This is a genomic window from Pandoraea aquatica, assembly GCF_902459565.1.
Taxonomy (GTDB): domain Bacteria; phylum Pseudomonadota; class Gammaproteobacteria; order Burkholderiales; family Burkholderiaceae; genus Pandoraea; species Pandoraea aquatica.
This window is the reverse complement of the sequence record NZ_CABPSN010000005.1, coordinates 29006-46695: the sequence shown is the minus strand read 5'-3', so window position 1 is coordinate 46695 and position 17690 is coordinate 29006. Positions and strand designations below refer to the sequence as shown.

Here is a 17690-nt window from a genome sequence, read left to right as displayed (position 1 = left end):
CGTTGGCGCACAGTCAATTAGTTAGTTTCTGAAAGTTCGTTATCCGTACGACGCTTCTAATACTCGAACCGCACAGCCAGATCGGCGTGCGTGTCCGCTGCCGGATCGCGGCGCGGGAGGTGGAATCTTTTCCTGGAGTATTCGATGATGCGCAGCGTTTTGACGAAGGTTGGTCTGATGGTTTCGCTCCTGGGTGTGATTGGGACGTCTCAGGCGATGGATGGCCCGCCGCAGAGTTGCCCTTCGGTCGAAGAGGTCGCGGCCATGGGCAACAAATTCGAGAAGCCATTGGCCGGTGGTGCCCCCGGATTCTGGCGAGCGGCACCCTACACAGCGGTCAGCGGCACGGTGGAACGTTTTAGCAGAGCCTCCGCGCTCGGCGTCTATCGAGGCATTCACTTTCAGGGCTGTGCCTATACGACGGATCAAAACGAGAACGTCGACATCTTGTATCAGCCGGAAAAGCCTTTCGACGGCAGCATTGTCAAAATCGGCCGGGGCAACAAGAACTGGACAGCCGAAGAGACCCAATGGGGGCCGTTGTTCACGTGCAGTGCGGACGACCCGGCAAAGTGCACCTTCACACCTGCCGAAAAGGATTGGCGCGATGCATACCAATAATCCTTACGAAGTGGGAAACATGAGGGAGATTCGACGATGAGCAAGCGCTGGATCAGCGCAACGGCGATGGCGCTATTGATGGGCGTGAACATGACGACGCACGCGCAGGAAGCGGCGATACAGCACTGCCCTGCGGTGGACGATGTCAGGCGCGCGGGCGCGAATTTCGAAGCGCCGCTCAAAGACGTGCCGGGCTACTGGCGGGCGGACAGCGTGACGCCGATGCGCGGCTCCGTCACCAGTTTCCACGATGCGACGGCGGTGGCCGTGTACGGCGGGGTGCACTTCTACGCGTGCGCATATAAGACGGATCAGTCGGACGTCCTCAAGATCCTCTATCAGCCTGACGACGAGTTGGGCGGCATCGTCAAATTCTTGCCGGGCGACACGCACTGGCGAAAGGTCGAGACCAACGCTGCGCCCCGGTTCGTTTGCCAGGCCGACGCCCCGGAGAAATGCGCGTTCACGCCCGTGCCGCGCTCATAGCCACAATCGCAGCGAGCCGTTTGATCAAGCCGGGGATGCGGGAAGCGTCCGTATCCCCGTATCCGATCACCAATCCGTTGTCTGCCGGTTGCGGGTCGAGTGCGAAACTCGATAGCGCGCGGGGACCGATGCCCTCGCGCTGCGCGGCCGCCACGATCGCTTTGTCCGGGAATGCAGGGTCCAGCCGCACCGTCAGATGGAGTCCGCAGCGTTCGCCGATCACGGCATATGCGGGATCGAAGTACGTGGCGAGCGCTTCGCGTAATGCGGTCTGACGCTCTCGGTACAAACGCCGCATGCGCCCCAGATGGCGCGCAAACTGCCCGCTTCGGATGAAGTCGGCGAGCGCGAGCTGTTCGAAGCGATGGCCGCCGCGCAGGAGTTCGTCGAGCGCATCGCGGGCTTGCGTTGCGAGTGCCGTCGGCAGAATCAGAAATCCCAGCCGCAGCGCAGGGAACATCGTCTTGCTGAAGGTGCCGACGTAGACGACGGGCGCGTCCGGCACCATCCCCTGCATCGCGGCAATCGGCTCGCCCTGATGGCGAAACTCGCTGTCGTAATCGTCCTCCAGAATCCACGCACCGTGACGTCGTGCCTGCGCAATCAGATCGAGACGGCGTGATGCAGACAACACACTGCCGAGCGGGTACTGGTGCGAGGGCGTCACGTACACCAGGCGCGGCGGCGAGCGTTCCCACAGGCCTTCGGGAATGACGATGCCTTCGTCGTCCACACGCAATGCCTGCAATCGCACGTCGCTCGAATGAAAGGCGGCTTTCGCACCGCGATAGCCGGGGTCTTCCATCCACACCGTGTCGCCCGGGTCGGTCAGCAACCGCACGCAAAGAATCAGCGCCTCGTGCGCACCTTCCGTGATGACGACCTGCGAGGCATCGCAGCGCACGCCGCGAGAGATGCGCAGGTGATCGGCAATGGCCTCGCGCAGCGCGGGCTCGCCCAGCGGATCGCCGTAGTTGTAGTGGCGGGGCTGCGCTTCACGCATCACGCGCTCCAGCGTGCGCCGCCAGGTGCTCGCGGGAAAGCGGGTGAGGGCCGGCACACCGGGCGTGAACGGCAGCGGGGTTTCGCCCGCGCGCGCGGCGTGCCGCGTGGAGGGCAGGCGCTGGATGCGGCGCGAGGGTGACGGTGCCGTCACGACTTCCGACGCGCTGTCCGGCGCATCGACGGGATCGACGTGTTGCGTCTTCGACTTCGCGACCTGTGCCGCTTGCGCGGCAATGTGCGGATCGAGCGAGAGTTGCGCGACGCGCGTGCCGAGCCGATGCGGGACGATGAAGCCCTCGGCCGCGAGCTGGTCGTAGACGATGGAGACAGTGTTGCGCGACACGGCAAGGTCTTCCGCGAGTGTGCGCGAGGCGGGTAGGCGGGCTCCCGCGGGCAGACGTCCTTCGAGAATGGCGTGCTTGAGTCGCGTCAGAAGCTGCTTCTGGAGTGAGACGTTGCGTCCCGGTCCTGTGGCAAGCGGGCTATCGAACAGGGCAGCAACGTTCTCCGGTGCTAAGGCAAGCGCTGAAGGCGTCGTGTCGGCGCGCGTTTTGGCTACGGATGTCATGGCACCAAGAGATTCGCGAGGAGTGGTGCTTTTCATCGTACCACTGGAGGGATAACTTAGTCAGCTTGATCAGAATGCCCAGCCAATTGCCGGAGACGAGAGAACCATGACCGACGCACCGAACTTCAACGACTACGACCAGCCCATCGGCCCGGCGCTGCCGGACTGGAAGCCGCGCGCGCAGCCGCCGCGCACGCCGGTCAGCGGCCGGTATTGCCGTCTGGAGCCGATTGACGTCGAGCGTCACGCCAAAGACCTTTTCGACGCCTATGCCACCGCGCCGGACGGCCGCGACTGGACTTACATGAGCGGTGGCCCGTTCCCCGACTTCGACAGCTACTACGCGTATGCCACGAAGCTGGCAGCGTCTACCGATCCGCTGCATCACGCCATCGTCGATCTGGAGACGGGCAAGGCTGTCGGCACGCTCGCGCTCATGCGTATCGACCCGGCGAACGGTGTGGTCGAAGTCGGGCACGTGGCGTACTCGCCGCTGCTCAAGCGCACGCGTGCGGGGACCGAGGCGCAGTACTTGCTGATGCGTCGCGCGTTCGACGAGCTGGGCTATCGGCGCTATGAATGGAAGTGCGATTCGCTGAATGCGCCCTCGCGCCGCGCGGCGGCCCGCTATGGCTTCACGTTCGAAGGTATCTTCCGTAACGCTATCGTCTATCGCGGACGCAGCCGGGACACGGCGTGGTTTTCCATCACCGACGCCGAATGGCCTGCGATCAGCCGTGGCTTCGAGCAGTGGCTCTCGCTGGAGAATTTCGACGCACAGGGCCAGCATCGCGCGGGACTTGCCGCATTGATCGCCGCTGCCCGGGCATAACGACGACGTCAAAGCTGCGACGTCAAAACGAAACGGCCCGCCGGGAAATCCCCGGCGGGCCGTTTTGCTTGTTGGCTTACTGGCTTGCTATCGAAACCGTCCCAATCGACGGCGGCGATAACCCGTGCCGATCAGCCCGGGAAGAAGATGTACTTCAACACGAACAGCACGGCGATCACCCATGCGGCCGGGTGGACTTCCTTCGCACGGCCCGTGAACAACTTCAGCACGGCGTACGAGATGAAGCCGAAAGCCAGACCCGTGGCGATCGAGTACGTGAACGGCATGGCCAGCGCGGTCAGCGCAGCCGGCGTGGCTTCCGTGATGTCGTCCCACTCGACGTCGAGCAGTTCGCGCAGCATCAGGCCCGCAACGTACAGCAGTGCCGGTGCGGCGGCGTACGCCGGAACCGAGCCTGCCAGCGGGGCGATGAACAGCGCGAGGATGAACAGCACGGCAATCGTCAGCGCGGTCAGACCCGTGCGGCCACCCGCTTGCACGCCAGAGGCGCTTTCCACGTATGCCGTCGTGCTGCTCGTACCCAGCAGCGAGCCGATGAAGATGGCGATGGAGTCGGCGAACAGCGCACGTCCCAGGCCCTTGTAAAGCGTGCCTTCGAGCAGACCGGCGCGCTTGGCCACACCCATCAGCGTGCCCGTCGCATCGAACACTTCGACCAGCACGAAGGCCAGAATCACGTGCACGAAACCGGCGTGCAGGGCACCCGGTATGTCGAGCTGGAGGAACGTCGGCGAGAGGCTCGGCGGCATGGCGAACACGCCCTGGAACTGGTTCAGACCCAGCACCATCGAGAGCACCGTCACGGCCAGAATGCCGATCAGGATGGCACCGCGAACCCGCAGTGCGTCGAGCACGGCGATCAGGAAGAAGCCGAAGATGGCGAGTAGTGCCTGCGGCGAGTGGAGGTCGCCCAGACCGATCTTCGTGGCCGGGTTGGCAACGACCACGCCGGCGTTACCGAGCGCGATGATGGCGAGGAACAGACCGATACCGGCTGCAATGGCGCATCGTAGCGATTTGGGTACCCCGGCAATGAGCCAGGATCGCACCCCTGTGACGGTCAGGATGATGAACAGACACCCTGAGATGAACACCGCGCCGAGCGCCTGTTGCCACGTGTAGCCCATCGCCCCCACGACCGTGAAGGCGAAGAAGGCGTTCAGGCCCATCCCCGGTGCCATGCCGATCGGGTAGTTGGCGACGAAGGCCATCACCACCGAGCCGATCGCCGCTGCAAGGCAGGTCGCCACGAACACGGCACTCTTGTCCATGCCCGTCGTGCCGAGGATGTTGGGGTTGACGAAAATGATGTACGACATGGTGAGGAAGGTCGTGAGACCCGCCACCATTTCGGTGCGTACATTGGAGCCATGCTCCTCGAGTTTGAAGAATTTGGTCAGCAACGCGCTCTCCTTGTGACTTTGTTATGCCGTTGTCCGTGTGCAGCGGGGGCGCGCGCATTGTACTGCGCGCGCGCCCGTGCCACCGATTTTGTCAGGCGACTGCTTGCGTCGAGTCTGTCAGAACTTCATGCGCATGCCCACCCCGAAAGTATTCCCGGCATCCAGCCCGGAAACCTTGTCGTTGAGGTAGGCCGTGTACACATCGGTGCGTTTGGAGAGGTTGTAGTCGTAGCCGATGGCCCACGTATTCCGGCTGGCATTGTTCGCCCCGGAATTCTTCGTGTAAGCGTAAGACGCCATCACATTACCCCCGCCGAGCGGCACGGTAAAGCCGAGCTGGCCGCCGTTGGACGTCAGATTGCCGCCCGTGATAGTGTTCTTGATGTATTGGTACTGACCGAAGAACTTGACCACCTTGAAGTCGTACGTCAGACCGGCCTGAAGCGCCTGCTGATTGCGAAAGCCGGTGATCCCGGCCTGATCGTCGGGCGTCGAATCGAACTTGACCTGCTGATAGGCGAGCGTGGCGGCGAGCGGACCATGGAAGTACATGGCCGCAGCGCTCCACTTGTTCTGTCCCATTTCGCCGGCCTTGTTGCCGAATGCGTAGGAGAAGCTCGCGCCCAGCCCCTTGTAGTCGGGCGTGGCGTACATCACGCCGTTGTTCCATCCCGAGTCGCCGACGATCCCTTGTCCCGCGAGACCGAGGAACGTGTGATAGACCATCGGGCTGAAGGTGTAGGAGTCGACAAACGGATTGAACAGAATCGTCGACACGAAGTACGACGTGGTGAGCCGACCCATCGTGATCGTGCCCAGCGTGTCCGATTGCAGGCCGACGTAGGCGTTGCGCGAGAAGAAGCTGTCGCCGGTGAAGCGGCCATAGCGGCCGTTCTGCGGCAGGAAGAAGTCTTCGAGGGTGAAGATTGCCTTCAGGCCATTGCCCAGATCTTCGGAGCCCTTCATACCCCAGTAGGACGTGGACATACCGCCGCCGGCCTGCGTCCACGCGCGTTCGCCGCCGGGCGCTTTGGCCGCGCCAACCCAGGCGTCGACCTGACCGTAAAGGGAAACGCTGGATTGTGCGTTCGCGACGCCCGCCGCGCCGCAAATTGCGAGGGCGAGCGTGCCCCGCAGCCAACCTGCTGCCTTGCTCATGAATGTGTCTCCGTCTCGTTTTAGTTTGTGCGTGCCTCGAACTGCTCTTTTCACCGAAGGGTGCAAGGGGGCACGCCCGAGTCATTGACACACTGACTTCGCGTTGCGCGGGGATCGGTGTTGCTTTGAGGCGTGATCATTATTATCAAGGTGCCTCACATGACATATCACGCGGCGTTGATACTCGTTATCCGTTGTTGTCGCCACACTTCTCGGGTTAACACTGGCGGTTTACCTCTTGCGCAGCGCAATTCGCGGGGACGAAAAAAAACGGATATCCGCGCTATGTACGCGAATATCCGCTTTCGTTTCGATGGTGGCTTAAGTCAAGTCGCCGTCGTCGACTGTGCTCAATTAGCTTAACGAACTGCGCGCCAGCTCGCGTTGTGTGCGTCGAGCCAGTTCTGCGCAAGCGTCGGATCGCCGTGACGATTCGGATGGAACGACGGCAGCATGTACTTGAGCATCGGGCCGGTGGTGCGCCAGACGACGCCGTCCCGACCGAAGAACATCGTCGTGAATCCCCACCACGTGCTCGGCTTGAATAGTGTGCCGTCGCGCCAGAGGTTGTTGATCGTCTGCGCGTGGCTCTCCAGACCGAACATGAACAGCACGTAGAGATACGTCAGCACCCGCTGGCGTTCGCTACCACCCAGCGCGCGATACAGATCGAACGCCACTGCCTTGTGTTCGGTCTCTTCGGCCGCGTGCCAGCGCCACATCAGACGCATCTTCGGCTCCGCCTTCGCAAGCCAGCGGTCGTAGCGCAGCGCGCCGTCGCCGAACACCGCTGTGCAGTGCTCGTAAGCGGCCGTGACAGCGAGCATGTACATCGGCGACAGCTTGCGGCGTTTCGCCCACTGAATGCGTGACGTCGCCCAGTTCTCCCAATGATTCACCAAGCCTTGCTTGGCAAGCTGCGCGTTGTACTGGCCGTGCAGGTGACGGTGCGTCGCTTCCTGTCCGATGAATTGCGCAATGTCGGCGCGCAGCTTGTCGTAGCGCGCATCGTCGGGCAGACGGCCCATCGTGTCGCGCACCGAGTCGATGAACGACTGCTCGCCGACGGGAAAGCTCATCGACAGCGCGTTGTAGTACATCGTGCGGTAGGCGTCGCCACTGTGCCAATAGCGCTCGAAGCCACTGGCCAGATCGACCGTCAGCTTGCGCACGGTCAGCGCGGAAATGTCGTTGCTCATGATGGCAGGCCTCTCTGGCAATCAAGACGGATGTCCAACGCAATGAATATGACGTCCATGACGCCGTCTCTTGAATTTCATACCGAATGTGAGCATTATTCATTTTCCAGGCGTCATGCCGCAACTCGCTTCTCGCTCAGTTCCTGCTCAGGTTTTCAGTCATGTCCACACCGAAGTCGCCCGCCACCCCGAACGCCCCGTCCGCCATGCGAAAGCGGCCGATGCAGGCCCGCGCGCAGCACACCGTCGAGACCATTTTCGAAGCCACGGCTCAGGTTCTCGACGAAGAAGGGGAGGCGGCGCTCACGACCAATCGCATCGCCAAGAAGGCTGGTTTCTCGATTGGCACGCTGTATCAGTACTTCCCGACGAAGGAAGCGATCCTGCTGGCGATGATTGCGCGCGAGCGGCGTCGCGTGATGGACGAGCAGAACGAATTCCTCGCACGCGCCGCCGATGAGGGCGCGGACCCCGAGCGCGTGATTCGCGAGCGTATTCGCATGCTGATCGAAGCGTTCGGTTCGGGCGGACGCGTGAAGCGCTCGCTCATCAAGATGGCCTGGCAGATGGACCATCACGAGAACATCATGCAGGCGATGCGCGAGGCGGCCGAGCATATCGCCGTCGCCATGTCGCGCCGCGATGCGCCGGGGATGCGTCCGCCGACCACCGCCACGGTCTTTGTGCTCACGCGCGCGTTCATGGGCACGCTGCGCTCGGCGGTACTCGAAGACTCCCCGTTGCTTGGCACTCCAGAATTCGAGGACGAGCTTTACCGGTTATGCTGGGGCCTGTTGCGCGCCGACGCCTGACGGCACGGCCACCGGGCCGACGGTAGGTTCCACAGTCGCTTCGCAGGCAAAGACGCGCACCATTTCGATAGCTCCGGCAGTACGCACAAAGGAAGGCGTTGCATGGGTGAAATCGTCAAGGCGGTCAGCATTCTGGCGGGTGGCGTAGGCATCTTCCTCATCGGTATGGCGATGATGACCGACGGCCTCAAACTCGCCGCCGGGCCAGCGCTCGAACGCATTCTCGCGGGCGCCACGCGGACCCGATGGCAAGCGTTCGCTTCCGGCGTGCTGGTCACCGCCATCACCCAAAGCTCGTCGGTCGTGACGATTGCGACCATCGGCTTCGTCAACGCCGGGCTGCTCAAGCTCGGCGGCGCGCTCTGGCTGATGTTCGGCTCGAATCTCGGCTCGACGATGATGGGGTGGATCGTCGCGGTGATCGGCCTCAAGTTCAATATCGATGCCTTCGCGCTGCCGATGATCGCCGTCGGCGTGGCGCTGCGTCTGACGGGCGCGGGCACCCGGCGCGGTGCCATCGGTAACGCGCTCGCGGGCTTCGGTCTGCTCTTCTTCGGCATCTCGTTGCTGCAATCCGCCTTCATCGACATGGCGGGCATGATTCGTCTGCCCGACGGCACTGGCCCGCTCGACGTGCTGCTGCAAGTCGTCGTGGGCTTCGTGCTCACCTGCATCGTGCAGTCGTCTGCGGCCGCCATGGCGATCACGCTGACGGCGGCGCAGAACGGACTGCTCGGCGCGCAGGGCGCGGCGGCGGTGGTGATCGGCGCGAACATCGGCACGACGGTCACGGCCGTGATCGCGGCCATCGGGGCGACGCCCAACGCGCGGCGCGCTGCCATGGCGCACGTCGCCTTCAACGTGGTGGCGGCTGTCGTGGCACTTCTGCTGCTGCCGTGGATGATCCGCGCCATCGTCGCTGGCATGGCATGGATGCACCGCGAAGCCGACCCCGCCATTCAGCTCGCCATCTTCCATACGACGTTCAACGTGCTCGGCGTGCTGCTGATGATTCCGCTGACCACGCCGCTGTTGCACTGGCTGCAGCGCCGCTTTCGCTCACGTGAAGAAGACGAAGGCGCGCCGCAGTTCCTCGACGACAACGTGTTGCAGGTGCCCCAACTGGCCGTCGACGCGCTCAAGCGCGAAGTCGATCGCCTTGGCGTGATCAGTCGGCATATGGTGCGCGGCGCGCTGACCGGCACGAGTTCCGGCGTGCTTGCGCAGTCGCACGCGTCCGTCATGCGCCTCGGCAGCGTCTGTCAGACGTTTGCCGAGCGCATGAGTCGCGTGGCCATGGGCGCAACGTCCGCCGAACAACTGGCCGACACGCTGCGCACATTGCGCTACTACGAGAGCGCGGCCGAGCAGGCGGTGGCCGCCGCCGCGTTGCGGGACCAGACCAGCACCGCAACGGGCTTGTCGGATGCCTACACGGCGTTCCTGCACGAATCGGGCGCGCTGCTCGATCATGTGGAAAGCGATGCGTTGCCGGAGGATGGTGGCGAATCGCTGGGCACGCATGCGTCGGCGATGGAAGCGGCGTATGGCGGGCTCAAGGCCAAATTGCTCGCCGACGGCGCGGCCGGCACGGTACGTATCTCCGTCATGGAAGAAGCCTTGCGACGGTACAGCGCGCTGCGACGTGCGTTGCAACAGACCGTGAAAGCGAGCACGCGTCGCGCGAAAGGAACCGATCCCATCGACTGAGCGGGTGAGCGCGCGGCGAGAGGTGTGGTTTTTGCGTCGTACCGGTCACTTGCGCAACGCAACATGCGTGGCTAGAATGGCGACGGATTCTTGGCATCTGGCGAAATCTTCGCCGGTGTCACGTAAGCGTTCACGTGAATCAACGCATTCTCCGCGACAGCGGCCGGTTTCATCGGCACGTCGGTCGAGGGGCGTGCATTCATGCGTGAACTACCGGGCAACCCATTCAGCGTTGTTTCCGGTGCTCTGAGCGTCATAAGCGCCGTCCTCCTCCGATTTGCCTGTTTCGATACCGATGCCCTGGTTGCGGTCGTTCGTCCGCCGGTTGGCGTCTGGTGTCCGTCGTTCGTGGCTTGTTCATCGTTCGCCGGTGGTGCACCGATGGCTTCGCTCGCGTGTCATTTGTGTAATTTGGCACTGGCTTGCGCTGACCGGCAACCTTTGGAGCTTTCTCGCATGTCGTCCTCCGCTGCATCGGCCCAATCCTCGGATTCGGCCAAATCTGCGCATCAGTCGGCGGGCGCACCCGTCAACGCTACGGCGTTGCTCGTGCGCTTCTCGCTCAATGTCTTTCTCGCGTGCCTGACCATCGGCATGTCGCTCTCCGTCGTGCCGCTGTTCGTGCACGACACACTCGGGTATCACAACGTCATCGTCGGCTTTGCCGTGGGCGTGCAGTCGCTCGCGACAGTGCTCACTCGCAAGTTCGCCGGACGCACCGCCGATCAGCGCGGTGCGCGCGTGGCGCTCATGCGCGGTCTCGTGTTCGTCGGCCTGTCGGGCATCGCGCTGCTCGCGACGAGCCTGATTTCGGTGGCCGCCGAGCCGCGTCTGGCGGTGCTGACACTCGCTCGCCTGCTGCTCGGCGTGGGCGAGAGCCTGTGCATTACCGGCACGTTGACGTGGGCCATCGGCAGTCTCGGTGCTGCGCAGTCGGGCCGCGTGATGTCGTGGACCGGTGCGGCTGTCTTCGGCGGATTCGCGGTCGGTGCGCCGTTGGGATTGGCGCTCTATGGCGGTACGTCGCTCGCGGGTGTCGCCATCGCCATCTGCCTGTTGCCGCTGGCGGGCTGGGCGGTCATTTCGCGCATTGCCGCCGTCGCACCCGCGCATCAGGCAGGGGGCGCGCTGCCGTACTCGCAGGTGTTGCGTATCGTCTTCATGCCCGGACTGGCGTTGGCGTTGCAGGGTGTCGGGTTCGCGGTGATCGGTGCGTTCGTGGTGCTTTACTTCGAGGCGTCACGCTGGACCGGAGCGGCGATTGCCTTGTCGGCGTTCGGTCTGGCCTTTGTGCTGATGCGTCTGATCGGCGGACGCTGGCCCGAGCGCTTCGGCAATCTGCGCGTGGCGCAGGCGTCGCTGGTCGTCGAGGCCATCGGGCTGCTGATCGTCTGGCAAGCGCCCGTCGCATGGCTCGCACTACTGGGGACTGCGTTGGCCGGGGCCGGGGCGTCGCTGATCTTCCCGTCGCTGGGCATTGAAGTCGTCAAGCGCGCACCGGCGGCCAGCCGTGGCACGAGTCTTGGCACGTACGCCGCGTTTCAGGACATCGCGATCCTGACCACCGGTCCGCTCGCGGGGGCCGTGGCCAACCCGTTCGGCTATCGCGCCGTGTTTCTGTGTGGCGCGGTCGCGGCGGCGCTGGGCGTCGTCGTGGTCGTGTCGTTGCGAGCACGTCAGCGTTGATCTGAACATCGATGCAGCGCCGTGCAGCCTCTCTCACCTGAGATGCTGCACGGCGCTGCCTTTCGTCGTTCCGCAGGTGCCTGTAAAGACCTATTCGATATCCGACGATCGCGCCTCAGGAAAATGTTCATGCACTGAAGGTTCGTTCCATTTAAAGCGGTGTCCTATGGTTTACAATCCGCCTCGGCCTCCCAATACCTAAGGGGATGGCAGGGTGAGATACGTCGCACAACGGCTTAACGGCCGGGCGCGACGTCCGGAGACAATGCCTCCGGGCCCCGCGTGATCGATTCCCGCAACATGGGAATCGTGAGGTCTTCAGAGCGGTCGAGTGGGTAAGGCAGCGTGATCGGTGCGAGTGGTCCGGGTGCAACGTTGCAGTCAATTCAGGCTGCGTGGCAGCCGAAGTTCGAAGTGGAGACCATGAGTACTATCGCTAGCGGTGTCAAAGCCAACGCGCATACGCGCGAGATCGAGGCGCAAGCCTACGCAAAAGCGACCTGGCGTTTGTTGCCGTTCCTTTTCCTGTGTTACGTCGCGGCCTATCTGGACCGCGTGAATGTCGGCTTCGCCAAGCTGCAAATGCTGAACGACCTCCAGTTCAGCGAGACCGTCTACGGTCTGGGCGCCGGCATCTTCTTTATCGGTTACTTCTTCTTCGAAGTGCCGTCAAACATCATCATGCACAAGGTCGGTGCGCGTCGCTGGATTGCGCGCATCATGATCTCGTGGGCGGTGCTCTCGGCGGCGACGCTGTTCGTCACGACGCCGACGCAGTTCTATGTCGTGCGCTTCCTGCTCGGTGTGGCCGAGGCCGGCTTCTTCCCCGGCATTGTGCTGTATCTGACCTACTGGTTCCCGGCGCAGCGCCGTGGCCGCATGAACGCGCTGTTCATGATCGGTATTCCGGTGGCCGGTGTGTTCGGCGGTCCGCTCTCGGGCTGGATTCTGCAAGCGTTCAACGGCGTGGGCGGCTGGAAGGCCTGGCAATGGCTGTTCTTCATCGAAGCCATTCCGTCGGTGATTCTCGGCGTGATCACGCTGATGTATCTGCCCAACGGCATTCGCGCGGCAAAGTGGCTCACCGAAGACGAGAAGGCCGTGCTGGAGCACAACATCGCGCAGGACAGCGCAGGCAAGGCACCGCAATCGGTGGCCTCGGTGTTCTCGAACGGTCGTGTGTGGCTGATGGCCGTGATCTACTTCTGCTGCATGATGGGTCTGTACGGCATTGGCTTCTACCTGCCGACGCTCATCAAGGCCAGCGGCGTGAAGAGCGCGCTCGACGTGGGTCTGCTGACGGCCATTCCGTACGCTTGTGCCGTCGTCAGCATGATCGCCGTGGCGCGCAGCTCGGATCGCACGCGTGAGCGTCGCTGGCACTTCGCTGTGGTGTCGTTCGCCGGTGCCGTTGGTCTGTACCTGAGCACGATCTGGGGCAACAACGTACCGCTCGCGATGGTCGCGCTGTCGGTCGGCACGGCCGGCATGCTGGCCACGATGCCCGTGTTCTGGACCTACCCGAGTGCACTGCTCGTCGGCGGCTCCGCCGCTGCTGCCATCGGCATGATCAACTCGATCGGCAACCTGGCAGGCTTCGTGAGCCCGTTCGTCATCGGCTGGCTCAAGGATGTGACGCAGAGCACCAACGCCGGTATGTACTGCGTGTCGGCCGCGCTCGCGCTGGGTGCCGTGCTGGCACTCACGCAGTCGAAGGAACAGGTCAATCGCTGATCGTTCCGTAGTGATGTGAGGGGAGGGCGGCAGCGCTGCTCTTCCTTCTGCGGAGAGGCTTCTTGCGGGAAGCTTCGCCAACAAAAAAAGCGGGTCCATGTGAGTGGACCCGCTTTTTTGTTGGCTGCTACCGGGCGATTCTTGCGAACCGCCCGGTGTTCACGCGATGACTTACGCCTTGGCGACGCTTGCCAGTGCTGCGTTGAACGTCTTGCTCGGACGCATGACTTGTTCGAGCTTTTCGAAGTCCGGCTTGTAGTAGCCGCCGATGTCGGTCGGCTTGCCCTGCACGTCGGCGAGTTCGCCCACGATGGTCTTCTCGTTCTCGGTCAGAACCTTTGCGAGCGGGGCGAAGAGCTCGGCCAGTTCGGCGTCGTCCTTCTGCTCGGCGAGTTCCTGCGCCCAGTACATCGACAGGTAGAACTGGCTGCCACGGTTGTCCAGCTCGCCAGTCTTCGGCGACGGACCCTTGTTGTTGTCGAGCAGCTTGCCCGTTGCTGCGTCGAGCGTCTTGGCGAGGATCTTGGCGCGCTGGTTGCCCGTCTTGATGCCCAGGTCTTCCAGCGAAACAGCCAGCGCCAGGAATTCACCCAGCGAATCCCAGCGCAGGTGGTTCTCTTCCACCAGTTGCTTGACGTGCTTCGGTGCCGAACCGCCAGCACCCGTTTCGTACATGCCGCCACCGGCCATCAGCGGCACGATGGAGAGCATCTTGGCGCTGGTGCCCAGTTCCATGATCGGGAACAGGTCGGTCAGGTAGTCGCGCAGAATGTTGCCGGTCACCGAGATGGTGTCCAGACCGCGGATCACGCGCTCCAGGGTGTAACGCATGGCGCGCACTTGCGACATGATCTGGATATCGAGACCGTTGGTGTCGTAATCCTTGAGGTACGTTTCGACCTTCTTGATCAGTTCGGCTTCGTGCGGACGGTACGGGTCGAGCCAGAACACGGCCGGCATGCCCGAGTTGCGCACGCGGTTCACGGCGAGCTTCACCCAGTCACGGATCGGGGCGTCCTTGACCTGGCACATACGCCAGATGTCGCCGGCTTCCACGTTCTGCGAGAGCAGCACTTCGCCCGTGGCGATGTCGACGATGTTCGCCACGCCGTCTTCGGCGATTTCGAACGTCTTGTCGTGCGAGCCGTATTCCTCAGCCTTCTGTGCCATCAGGCCGACGTTCGGCACCGTACCCATCGTGGTCGGATCGAATGCGCCGTTCGTCTTGCAGAAGTTGATGATTTCTTGGTAGATGCGAGCGAACGTGCTTTCCGGGATCACGGCCTTCGTGTCCTTCGGACGGCCGTCGGCACCCCACATCTTGCCGCCGATACGGATCATGGCCGGCATCGATGCGTCGACGATCACGTCGTTCGGTGCGTGCAGGTTCGAGATGCCCTTGGCCGAGTCGACCATCGCCAGTTCCGGGCGGTGCTCGTGGCAAGCGTGCAGATCGCGAATGATCTCTTCGCGTTGCGTGCTCGGCAGCGCTTCGATCTTCTCGTACAGGTTCACGAGACCGTTGTTGACGTTCACGCCCAGTTCGTCGAACAGCTTGCCGTGCTTCTCGAAGGCTTCCTTGTAGAAGATCTTCACGGCGTGGCCGAACACGATCGGGTGCGAGACCTTCATCATCGTGGCCTTCACGTGCAGCGAGAACATGACGCCGGTCTTGCGTGCGTCTTCCATCTGCTCTTCGTAGAAGTCGCACAGCGCCTTCTTGCTCATGAACATGCTGTCGATGATTTCGCCGTCGAGCAGCGAGACCTTCGGCTTGAGAACGATCGTCTTGCCGCTGTTCGTCACGAGTTCCATCTTGACGTCGCGTGCCTTGTCGATCGTCATCGACTTTTCGCCGTGGTAGAAGTCGCCATGCTTCATGTGCGCGACGTGCGTGCGCGAAGCCATGCTCCACTCGCCCATGCTGTGCGGGTGCTTCTTGGCGTAGTTCTTGACGGCGAGCGGTGCGCGACGATCCGAATTGCCTTCACGCAGGACCGGGTTCACGGCCGAGCCGAGGCACTTCGAGTAACGCTTCTGGATGGCCTTCTCTTCGTCGGTCTTCGGGTCTTCCGGGAAGTCCGGAATCTTGTAGCCCTTCGACTGGAGTTCCTTGATGGCGCTCTGGAGCTGGAACACCGAAGCGCTGATGTTCGGCAGCTTGATGATGTTCGTGTTCGGGTCTTGCGTCAGACGGCCGAGTTCGGCGAGGTTGTCCGGCACGCGCTGTTCTTCGGTCAGGAATTCCGGGAATTCGCCGAGGATACGGCCCGAGACCGAGATGTCGCTCGTGTCGACCGCCACGCCCGCCGGAGCGGTGAACGTGCGGATGATCGGGAGGAAGGAGCCGGTGGCGAGAAGCGGAGCTTCGTCGGTCAGGGTGTAGATGATGCTGGGTTGCTGCGTGCTCATCGCTGGTCTCGGATTCAAGAATCAGGAAAAGGTGGGGGAACGCCGCCGACTGGGTCACAGTCCGCTAGCCATGACAAATTTTCCCTGATTGTGACACGGGTCGGGGGCAAAACTGAAATGCCTTTTCGTAATGTGAATGCTTGGGTCTTATATAAGACTGGCACGGAAGTGCCCATCACGCCGTTGAAAACCCCGCAGGCTGGGGCGGGGGTGCGGGAAATGACGGGGCGGAAGGGGGTTCTGATGGGGGTTGCTTGGATGGATTTTGTTTTTCGATAGAAAAAATCTATGGAAAACGCCGTGAAAGCCGTCGTCGAGACGTGAGGAAATCCCGTTCGAGAAGCAGTTATGACGTCGGCTGATGCGGCCGCGCGACACTCTGTTTTCTCAGTTGCAACCGGCAAGGTGTTGCGATTAAATGGCGCGCAACGCGCCGACCCTCGGAAGTTCTGTCCCCGGGTGCAGTCATCCCCCCGACTGCCGGCGGGCGTTCGTCATCTGCCGCAAGCAAAACAGATATAGGCGCAGTGACGCATTGGGCTATGCGGTTGTACAAGGCAAAACTAATAACAAACCAGCATGGGGCTGCCGGCCGCGCCGGGGTCTCGTCGTATCGGGGATTCATGCATGTCCGTTCTATCGCTTCGCCGCAGTGCGCTTGTCGCCGCGGCGCTTTCTGCTGTGCTTACGGGAACTGCGGGGGCGTCCGAGGGCGTCGCTGTGGGGGATGCCTCACCCGCCGTAAGCGCTGACGTCCGGGGTTCCGCCATCGCGCAGGCACGCGCTCACATGCGCGCGAAGTCGCCGGAGCAGGCATACGCCGTATTGGCCCCGCTGGAGGGACGTCTCGGCGGGGACGCGGAATACGATTACCTGCTCGGCATCGCGGCAGCGGACACCCGTCACCTCGACGTGGCGGAGCGCGCGCTCAAGCGCAGCATCGCCGAGCGGCCGGGTGACGGCCCGACGCACCTCGAACTCGGACGCACCTACTTCTTGTTGGGGCAGCGAGAGAACGCCCGACGGGAGTTCGAAGGCGTGGCGGCGGGCGATGTGCCCGAAGGCGTTCGTCCGGTGATTCAGGCCTATCTCAACGCGATCAACGCGCCGGTGGGTGTGCGTACGGCATGGTCCGGCTACGTGCAGGGCAATTTCGGACACGACACCAACGCCAATAATGCGACGACCAACTCGTCCATTGCGATTCCTGCGCTTGGCGGCCTGATGTTCGTGCTCGACGGTGGCTCCCGTGGCACGCCCGCGAATTTCGGCGACGTGAGCGGCGGGCTTGCCGTTCGTCATGCGGTGACGGAGAACCTCGTCGTCTCAGGATCGGGTGACGTCGATGTGCGGCGCTATGGCGGCAACGCGCGCGCGTTCGATCAGGGCAGCTACGTGTTCCAGTTGGGGGCGAACTGGTTGTCCGGCAAGAATAATTTCGGGCTGCAATATGCGAATCAGCATATGTGGGTCGATTCGGAGAGTTACCGGAGTCTCAACGGTTTCACCGCGCAGTGGACGCGCGACCTCGGCGAGAGTCTTCAGGCAGCAGCGTTCGCGCAGTACACGCCGATCCGCTATATGGGGACCAACGCACGCGACGTGAATCGCGCGATTGGCGGGGCGTCCATCGTCAAGGGATTCGCGTCGGTCTACGGTGAACCGGTGGCCTATGCGTCGATGTATGCGGGACGGGAGAGTCCCAAGGACGATCTGTCTGCGGCATTCGGCAATCACCTTTGGGGCGGACGTGTCGGTGGCGAATGGCACGTGATGCCCAATCAGATGTTCTTCGCCAACGTGAGCTTCGAGCGGCGCGATTACGACACGCTGGACAGCCTATTTCTGATCGAGCGTCGTGATCGTCAGCTCGATGTGAAAGCCGGCTATTCGTATTTCGTGACGAAGGCGTTTTCGATCACGCCGCAATTCACCTTCACGCGTAACGGTTCCAGCCAGCCGCTGTATGCCTATCACCGAAGTGTTTACGAGATCGTGGCTCGCTATGACTTCCGTTGATCTCCCTCGTCATGTCCGTCAATC

Annotated in this window: 14 protein-coding genes; 8 read left to right on the top strand and 6 right to left on the bottom strand. The window is 62.7% G+C overall.

What is annotated here, in order from left to right:
- Positions 1-144 precede the first annotated feature (144 nt).
- Together PAQ31011_RS17320 and PAQ31011_RS17315 are read left to right on the top strand one after the other, a co-directional pair.
- Positions 145-621, top strand: a complete 477-nt coding sequence (locus tag PAQ31011_RS17320) for a DUF3757 domain-containing protein (RefSeq protein ID WP_150576999.1) — start codon at positions 145-147, stop codon at positions 619-621.
- Between the two features lie 36 nt (positions 622-657).
- Positions 658-1107 (top strand): DUF3757 domain-containing protein, encoded by a 450-nt coding sequence (locus PAQ31011_RS17315; RefSeq protein ID WP_150576998.1) that lies wholly within the window; start codon positions 658-660, stop codon positions 1105-1107.
- Here PAQ31011_RS17315 and pdxR read toward each other — a convergent pair.
- Positions 1085-2680 carry a MocR-like pyridoxine biosynthesis transcription factor PdxR gene (pdxR, locus tag PAQ31011_RS17310; protein ID WP_246179634.1) on the bottom strand — a complete coding sequence of 532 codons (1596 nt, stop codon included), beginning with the start codon at positions 2678-2680 and terminating at the stop codon, positions 1085-1087. The two genes, PAQ31011_RS17315 and pdxR, sit on opposite strands and share 23 nt — an antisense overlap.
- Before the next feature lie 106 nt (positions 2681-2786).
- Between pdxR and PAQ31011_RS17305 the strand changes: the two genes are divergently transcribed.
- Entirely contained in the window at positions 2787-3512 is a 726-nt protein-coding gene (locus PAQ31011_RS17305) for a GNAT family N-acetyltransferase (RefSeq protein WP_150576997.1), read from the top strand.
- A 131-nt stretch (positions 3513-3643) separates the two neighbouring features.
- Here the strand turns inward: PAQ31011_RS17305 and PAQ31011_RS17300 are convergent, their stop codons facing one another.
- The 3 genes from PAQ31011_RS17300 to PAQ31011_RS17290 all read right to left on the bottom strand — a co-directional run bounded on the left by PAQ31011_RS17300 (position 3644) and on the right by PAQ31011_RS17290 (position 7293).
- Positions 3644-4936: an NCS2 family permease gene (locus PAQ31011_RS17300; RefSeq protein ID WP_150576996.1), complete on the bottom strand. Its 1293-nt coding sequence runs from the start codon at positions 4934-4936 to the stop codon at positions 3644-3646.
- Between the two features lie 117 nt (positions 4937-5053).
- Positions 5054-6094 carry a porin gene (locus PAQ31011_RS17295; RefSeq protein ID WP_150576995.1) on the bottom strand — a complete coding sequence of 347 codons (1041 nt, stop codon included), beginning with the start codon at positions 6092-6094 and terminating at the stop codon, positions 5054-5056.
- A gap of 359 nt (positions 6095-6453) precedes the next feature.
- Positions 6454-7293, bottom strand: coding sequence for a metal-dependent hydrolase (locus PAQ31011_RS17290; RefSeq protein WP_150576994.1), 840 nt, complete (start codon positions 7291-7293; stop codon positions 6454-6456).
- A gap of 161 nt (positions 7294-7454) precedes the next feature.
- Between PAQ31011_RS17290 and PAQ31011_RS17285 the strand changes: the two genes are divergently transcribed.
- Entirely contained in the window at positions 7455-8105 is a 651-nt protein-coding gene (locus PAQ31011_RS17285; RefSeq protein WP_246179632.1) for a TetR/AcrR family transcriptional regulator, read from the top strand.
- A gap of 102 nt (positions 8106-8207) precedes the next feature.
- Positions 8208-9815, top strand: coding sequence for a Na/Pi cotransporter family protein (locus tag PAQ31011_RS17280; RefSeq protein ID WP_150576993.1), 1608 nt, complete (start codon positions 8208-8210; stop codon positions 9813-9815).
- A gap of 71 nt (positions 9816-9886) precedes the next feature.
- Here the strand turns inward: PAQ31011_RS17280 and PAQ31011_RS26920 are convergent, their stop codons facing one another.
- On the bottom strand, positions 9887-10018 hold the full coding sequence (locus PAQ31011_RS26920; protein ID WP_281350012.1) for a hypothetical protein: 132 nt from the start codon (positions 10016-10018) through the stop codon (positions 9887-9889).
- A gap of 253 nt (positions 10019-10271) precedes the next feature.
- Between PAQ31011_RS26920 and PAQ31011_RS17275 the strand changes: the two genes are divergently transcribed.
- Positions 10272-11501 carry an arabinose transporter gene (locus tag PAQ31011_RS17275; protein ID WP_150576992.1) on the top strand — a complete coding sequence of 410 codons (1230 nt, stop codon included), beginning with the start codon at positions 10272-10274 and terminating at the stop codon, positions 11499-11501.
- Positions 11502-11924: 423 nt separating this feature from the next.
- Entirely contained in the window at positions 11925-13235 is a 1311-nt protein-coding gene (locus PAQ31011_RS17270) for an MFS transporter (RefSeq protein ID WP_150576991.1), read from the top strand.
- Between the two features lie 171 nt (positions 13236-13406).
- Here the strand turns inward: PAQ31011_RS17270 and PAQ31011_RS17265 are convergent, their stop codons facing one another.
- Positions 13407-15647: an NADP-dependent isocitrate dehydrogenase gene (locus PAQ31011_RS17265; protein ID WP_150576990.1), complete on the bottom strand. Its 2241-nt coding sequence runs from the start codon at positions 15645-15647 to the stop codon at positions 13407-13409.
- 627 nt (positions 15648-16274) lie between these two features.
- Here PAQ31011_RS17265 and PAQ31011_RS17260 point away from each other — a divergent pair.
- Positions 16275-17666, top strand: coding sequence for a surface lipoprotein assembly modifier (locus PAQ31011_RS17260; protein WP_174990171.1), 1392 nt, complete (start codon positions 16275-16277; stop codon positions 17664-17666).
- The last annotated feature ends 24 nt before the right edge of the window (positions 17667-17690 follow it).

What these genes read in the sequence shown, in the direction of transcription:
- PAQ31011_RS17320 (WP_150576999.1), top strand. Translation starts at nt 145, where the DNA reads ATGATGCGCAGCGTTTTGACGAAGGTTGGTCTGATGGTTTCGCTCCTG.
- PAQ31011_RS17315 (WP_150576998.1), top strand. Translation starts at nt 658, where the DNA reads ATGAGCAAGCGCTGGATCAGCGCAACGGCGATGGCGCTATTGATGGGC.
- pdxR (WP_246179634.1), bottom strand. Translation starts at nt 2,680, where the DNA reads ATGACATCCGTAGCCAAAACGCGCGCCGACACGACGCCTTCAGCGCTT.
- PAQ31011_RS17305 (WP_150576997.1), top strand. Translation starts at nt 2,787, where the DNA reads ATGACCGACGCACCGAACTTCAACGACTACGACCAGCCCATCGGCCCG.
- PAQ31011_RS17295 (WP_150576995.1), bottom strand. Translation starts at nt 6,094, where the DNA reads ATGAGCAAGGCAGCAGGTTGGCTGCGGGGCACGCTCGCCCTCGCAATT.
- PAQ31011_RS17290 (WP_150576994.1), bottom strand. Translation starts at nt 7,293, where the DNA reads ATGAGCAACGACATTTCCGCGCTGACCGTGCGCAAGCTGACGGTCGAT.
- PAQ31011_RS17285 (WP_246179632.1), top strand. Translation starts at nt 7,455, where the DNA reads ATGTCCACACCGAAGTCGCCCGCCACCCCGAACGCCCCGTCCGCCATG.
- PAQ31011_RS17280 (WP_150576993.1), top strand. Translation starts at nt 8,208, where the DNA reads ATGGGTGAAATCGTCAAGGCGGTCAGCATTCTGGCGGGTGGCGTAGGC.
- PAQ31011_RS26920 (WP_281350012.1), bottom strand. Translation starts at nt 10,018, where the DNA reads ATGAATGCACGCCCCTCGACCGACGTGCCGATGAAACCGGCCGCTGTC.
- PAQ31011_RS17275 (WP_150576992.1), top strand. Translation starts at nt 10,272, where the DNA reads ATGTCGTCCTCCGCTGCATCGGCCCAATCCTCGGATTCGGCCAAATCT.
- PAQ31011_RS17270 (WP_150576991.1), top strand. Translation starts at nt 11,925, where the DNA reads ATGAGTACTATCGCTAGCGGTGTCAAAGCCAACGCGCATACGCGCGAG.
- PAQ31011_RS17265 (WP_150576990.1), bottom strand. Translation starts at nt 15,647, where the DNA reads ATGAGCACGCAGCAACCCAGCATCATCTACACCCTGACCGACGAAGCT.
- PAQ31011_RS17260 (WP_174990171.1), top strand. Translation starts at nt 16,275, where the DNA reads ATGTCCGTTCTATCGCTTCGCCGCAGTGCGCTTGTCGCCGCGGCGCTT.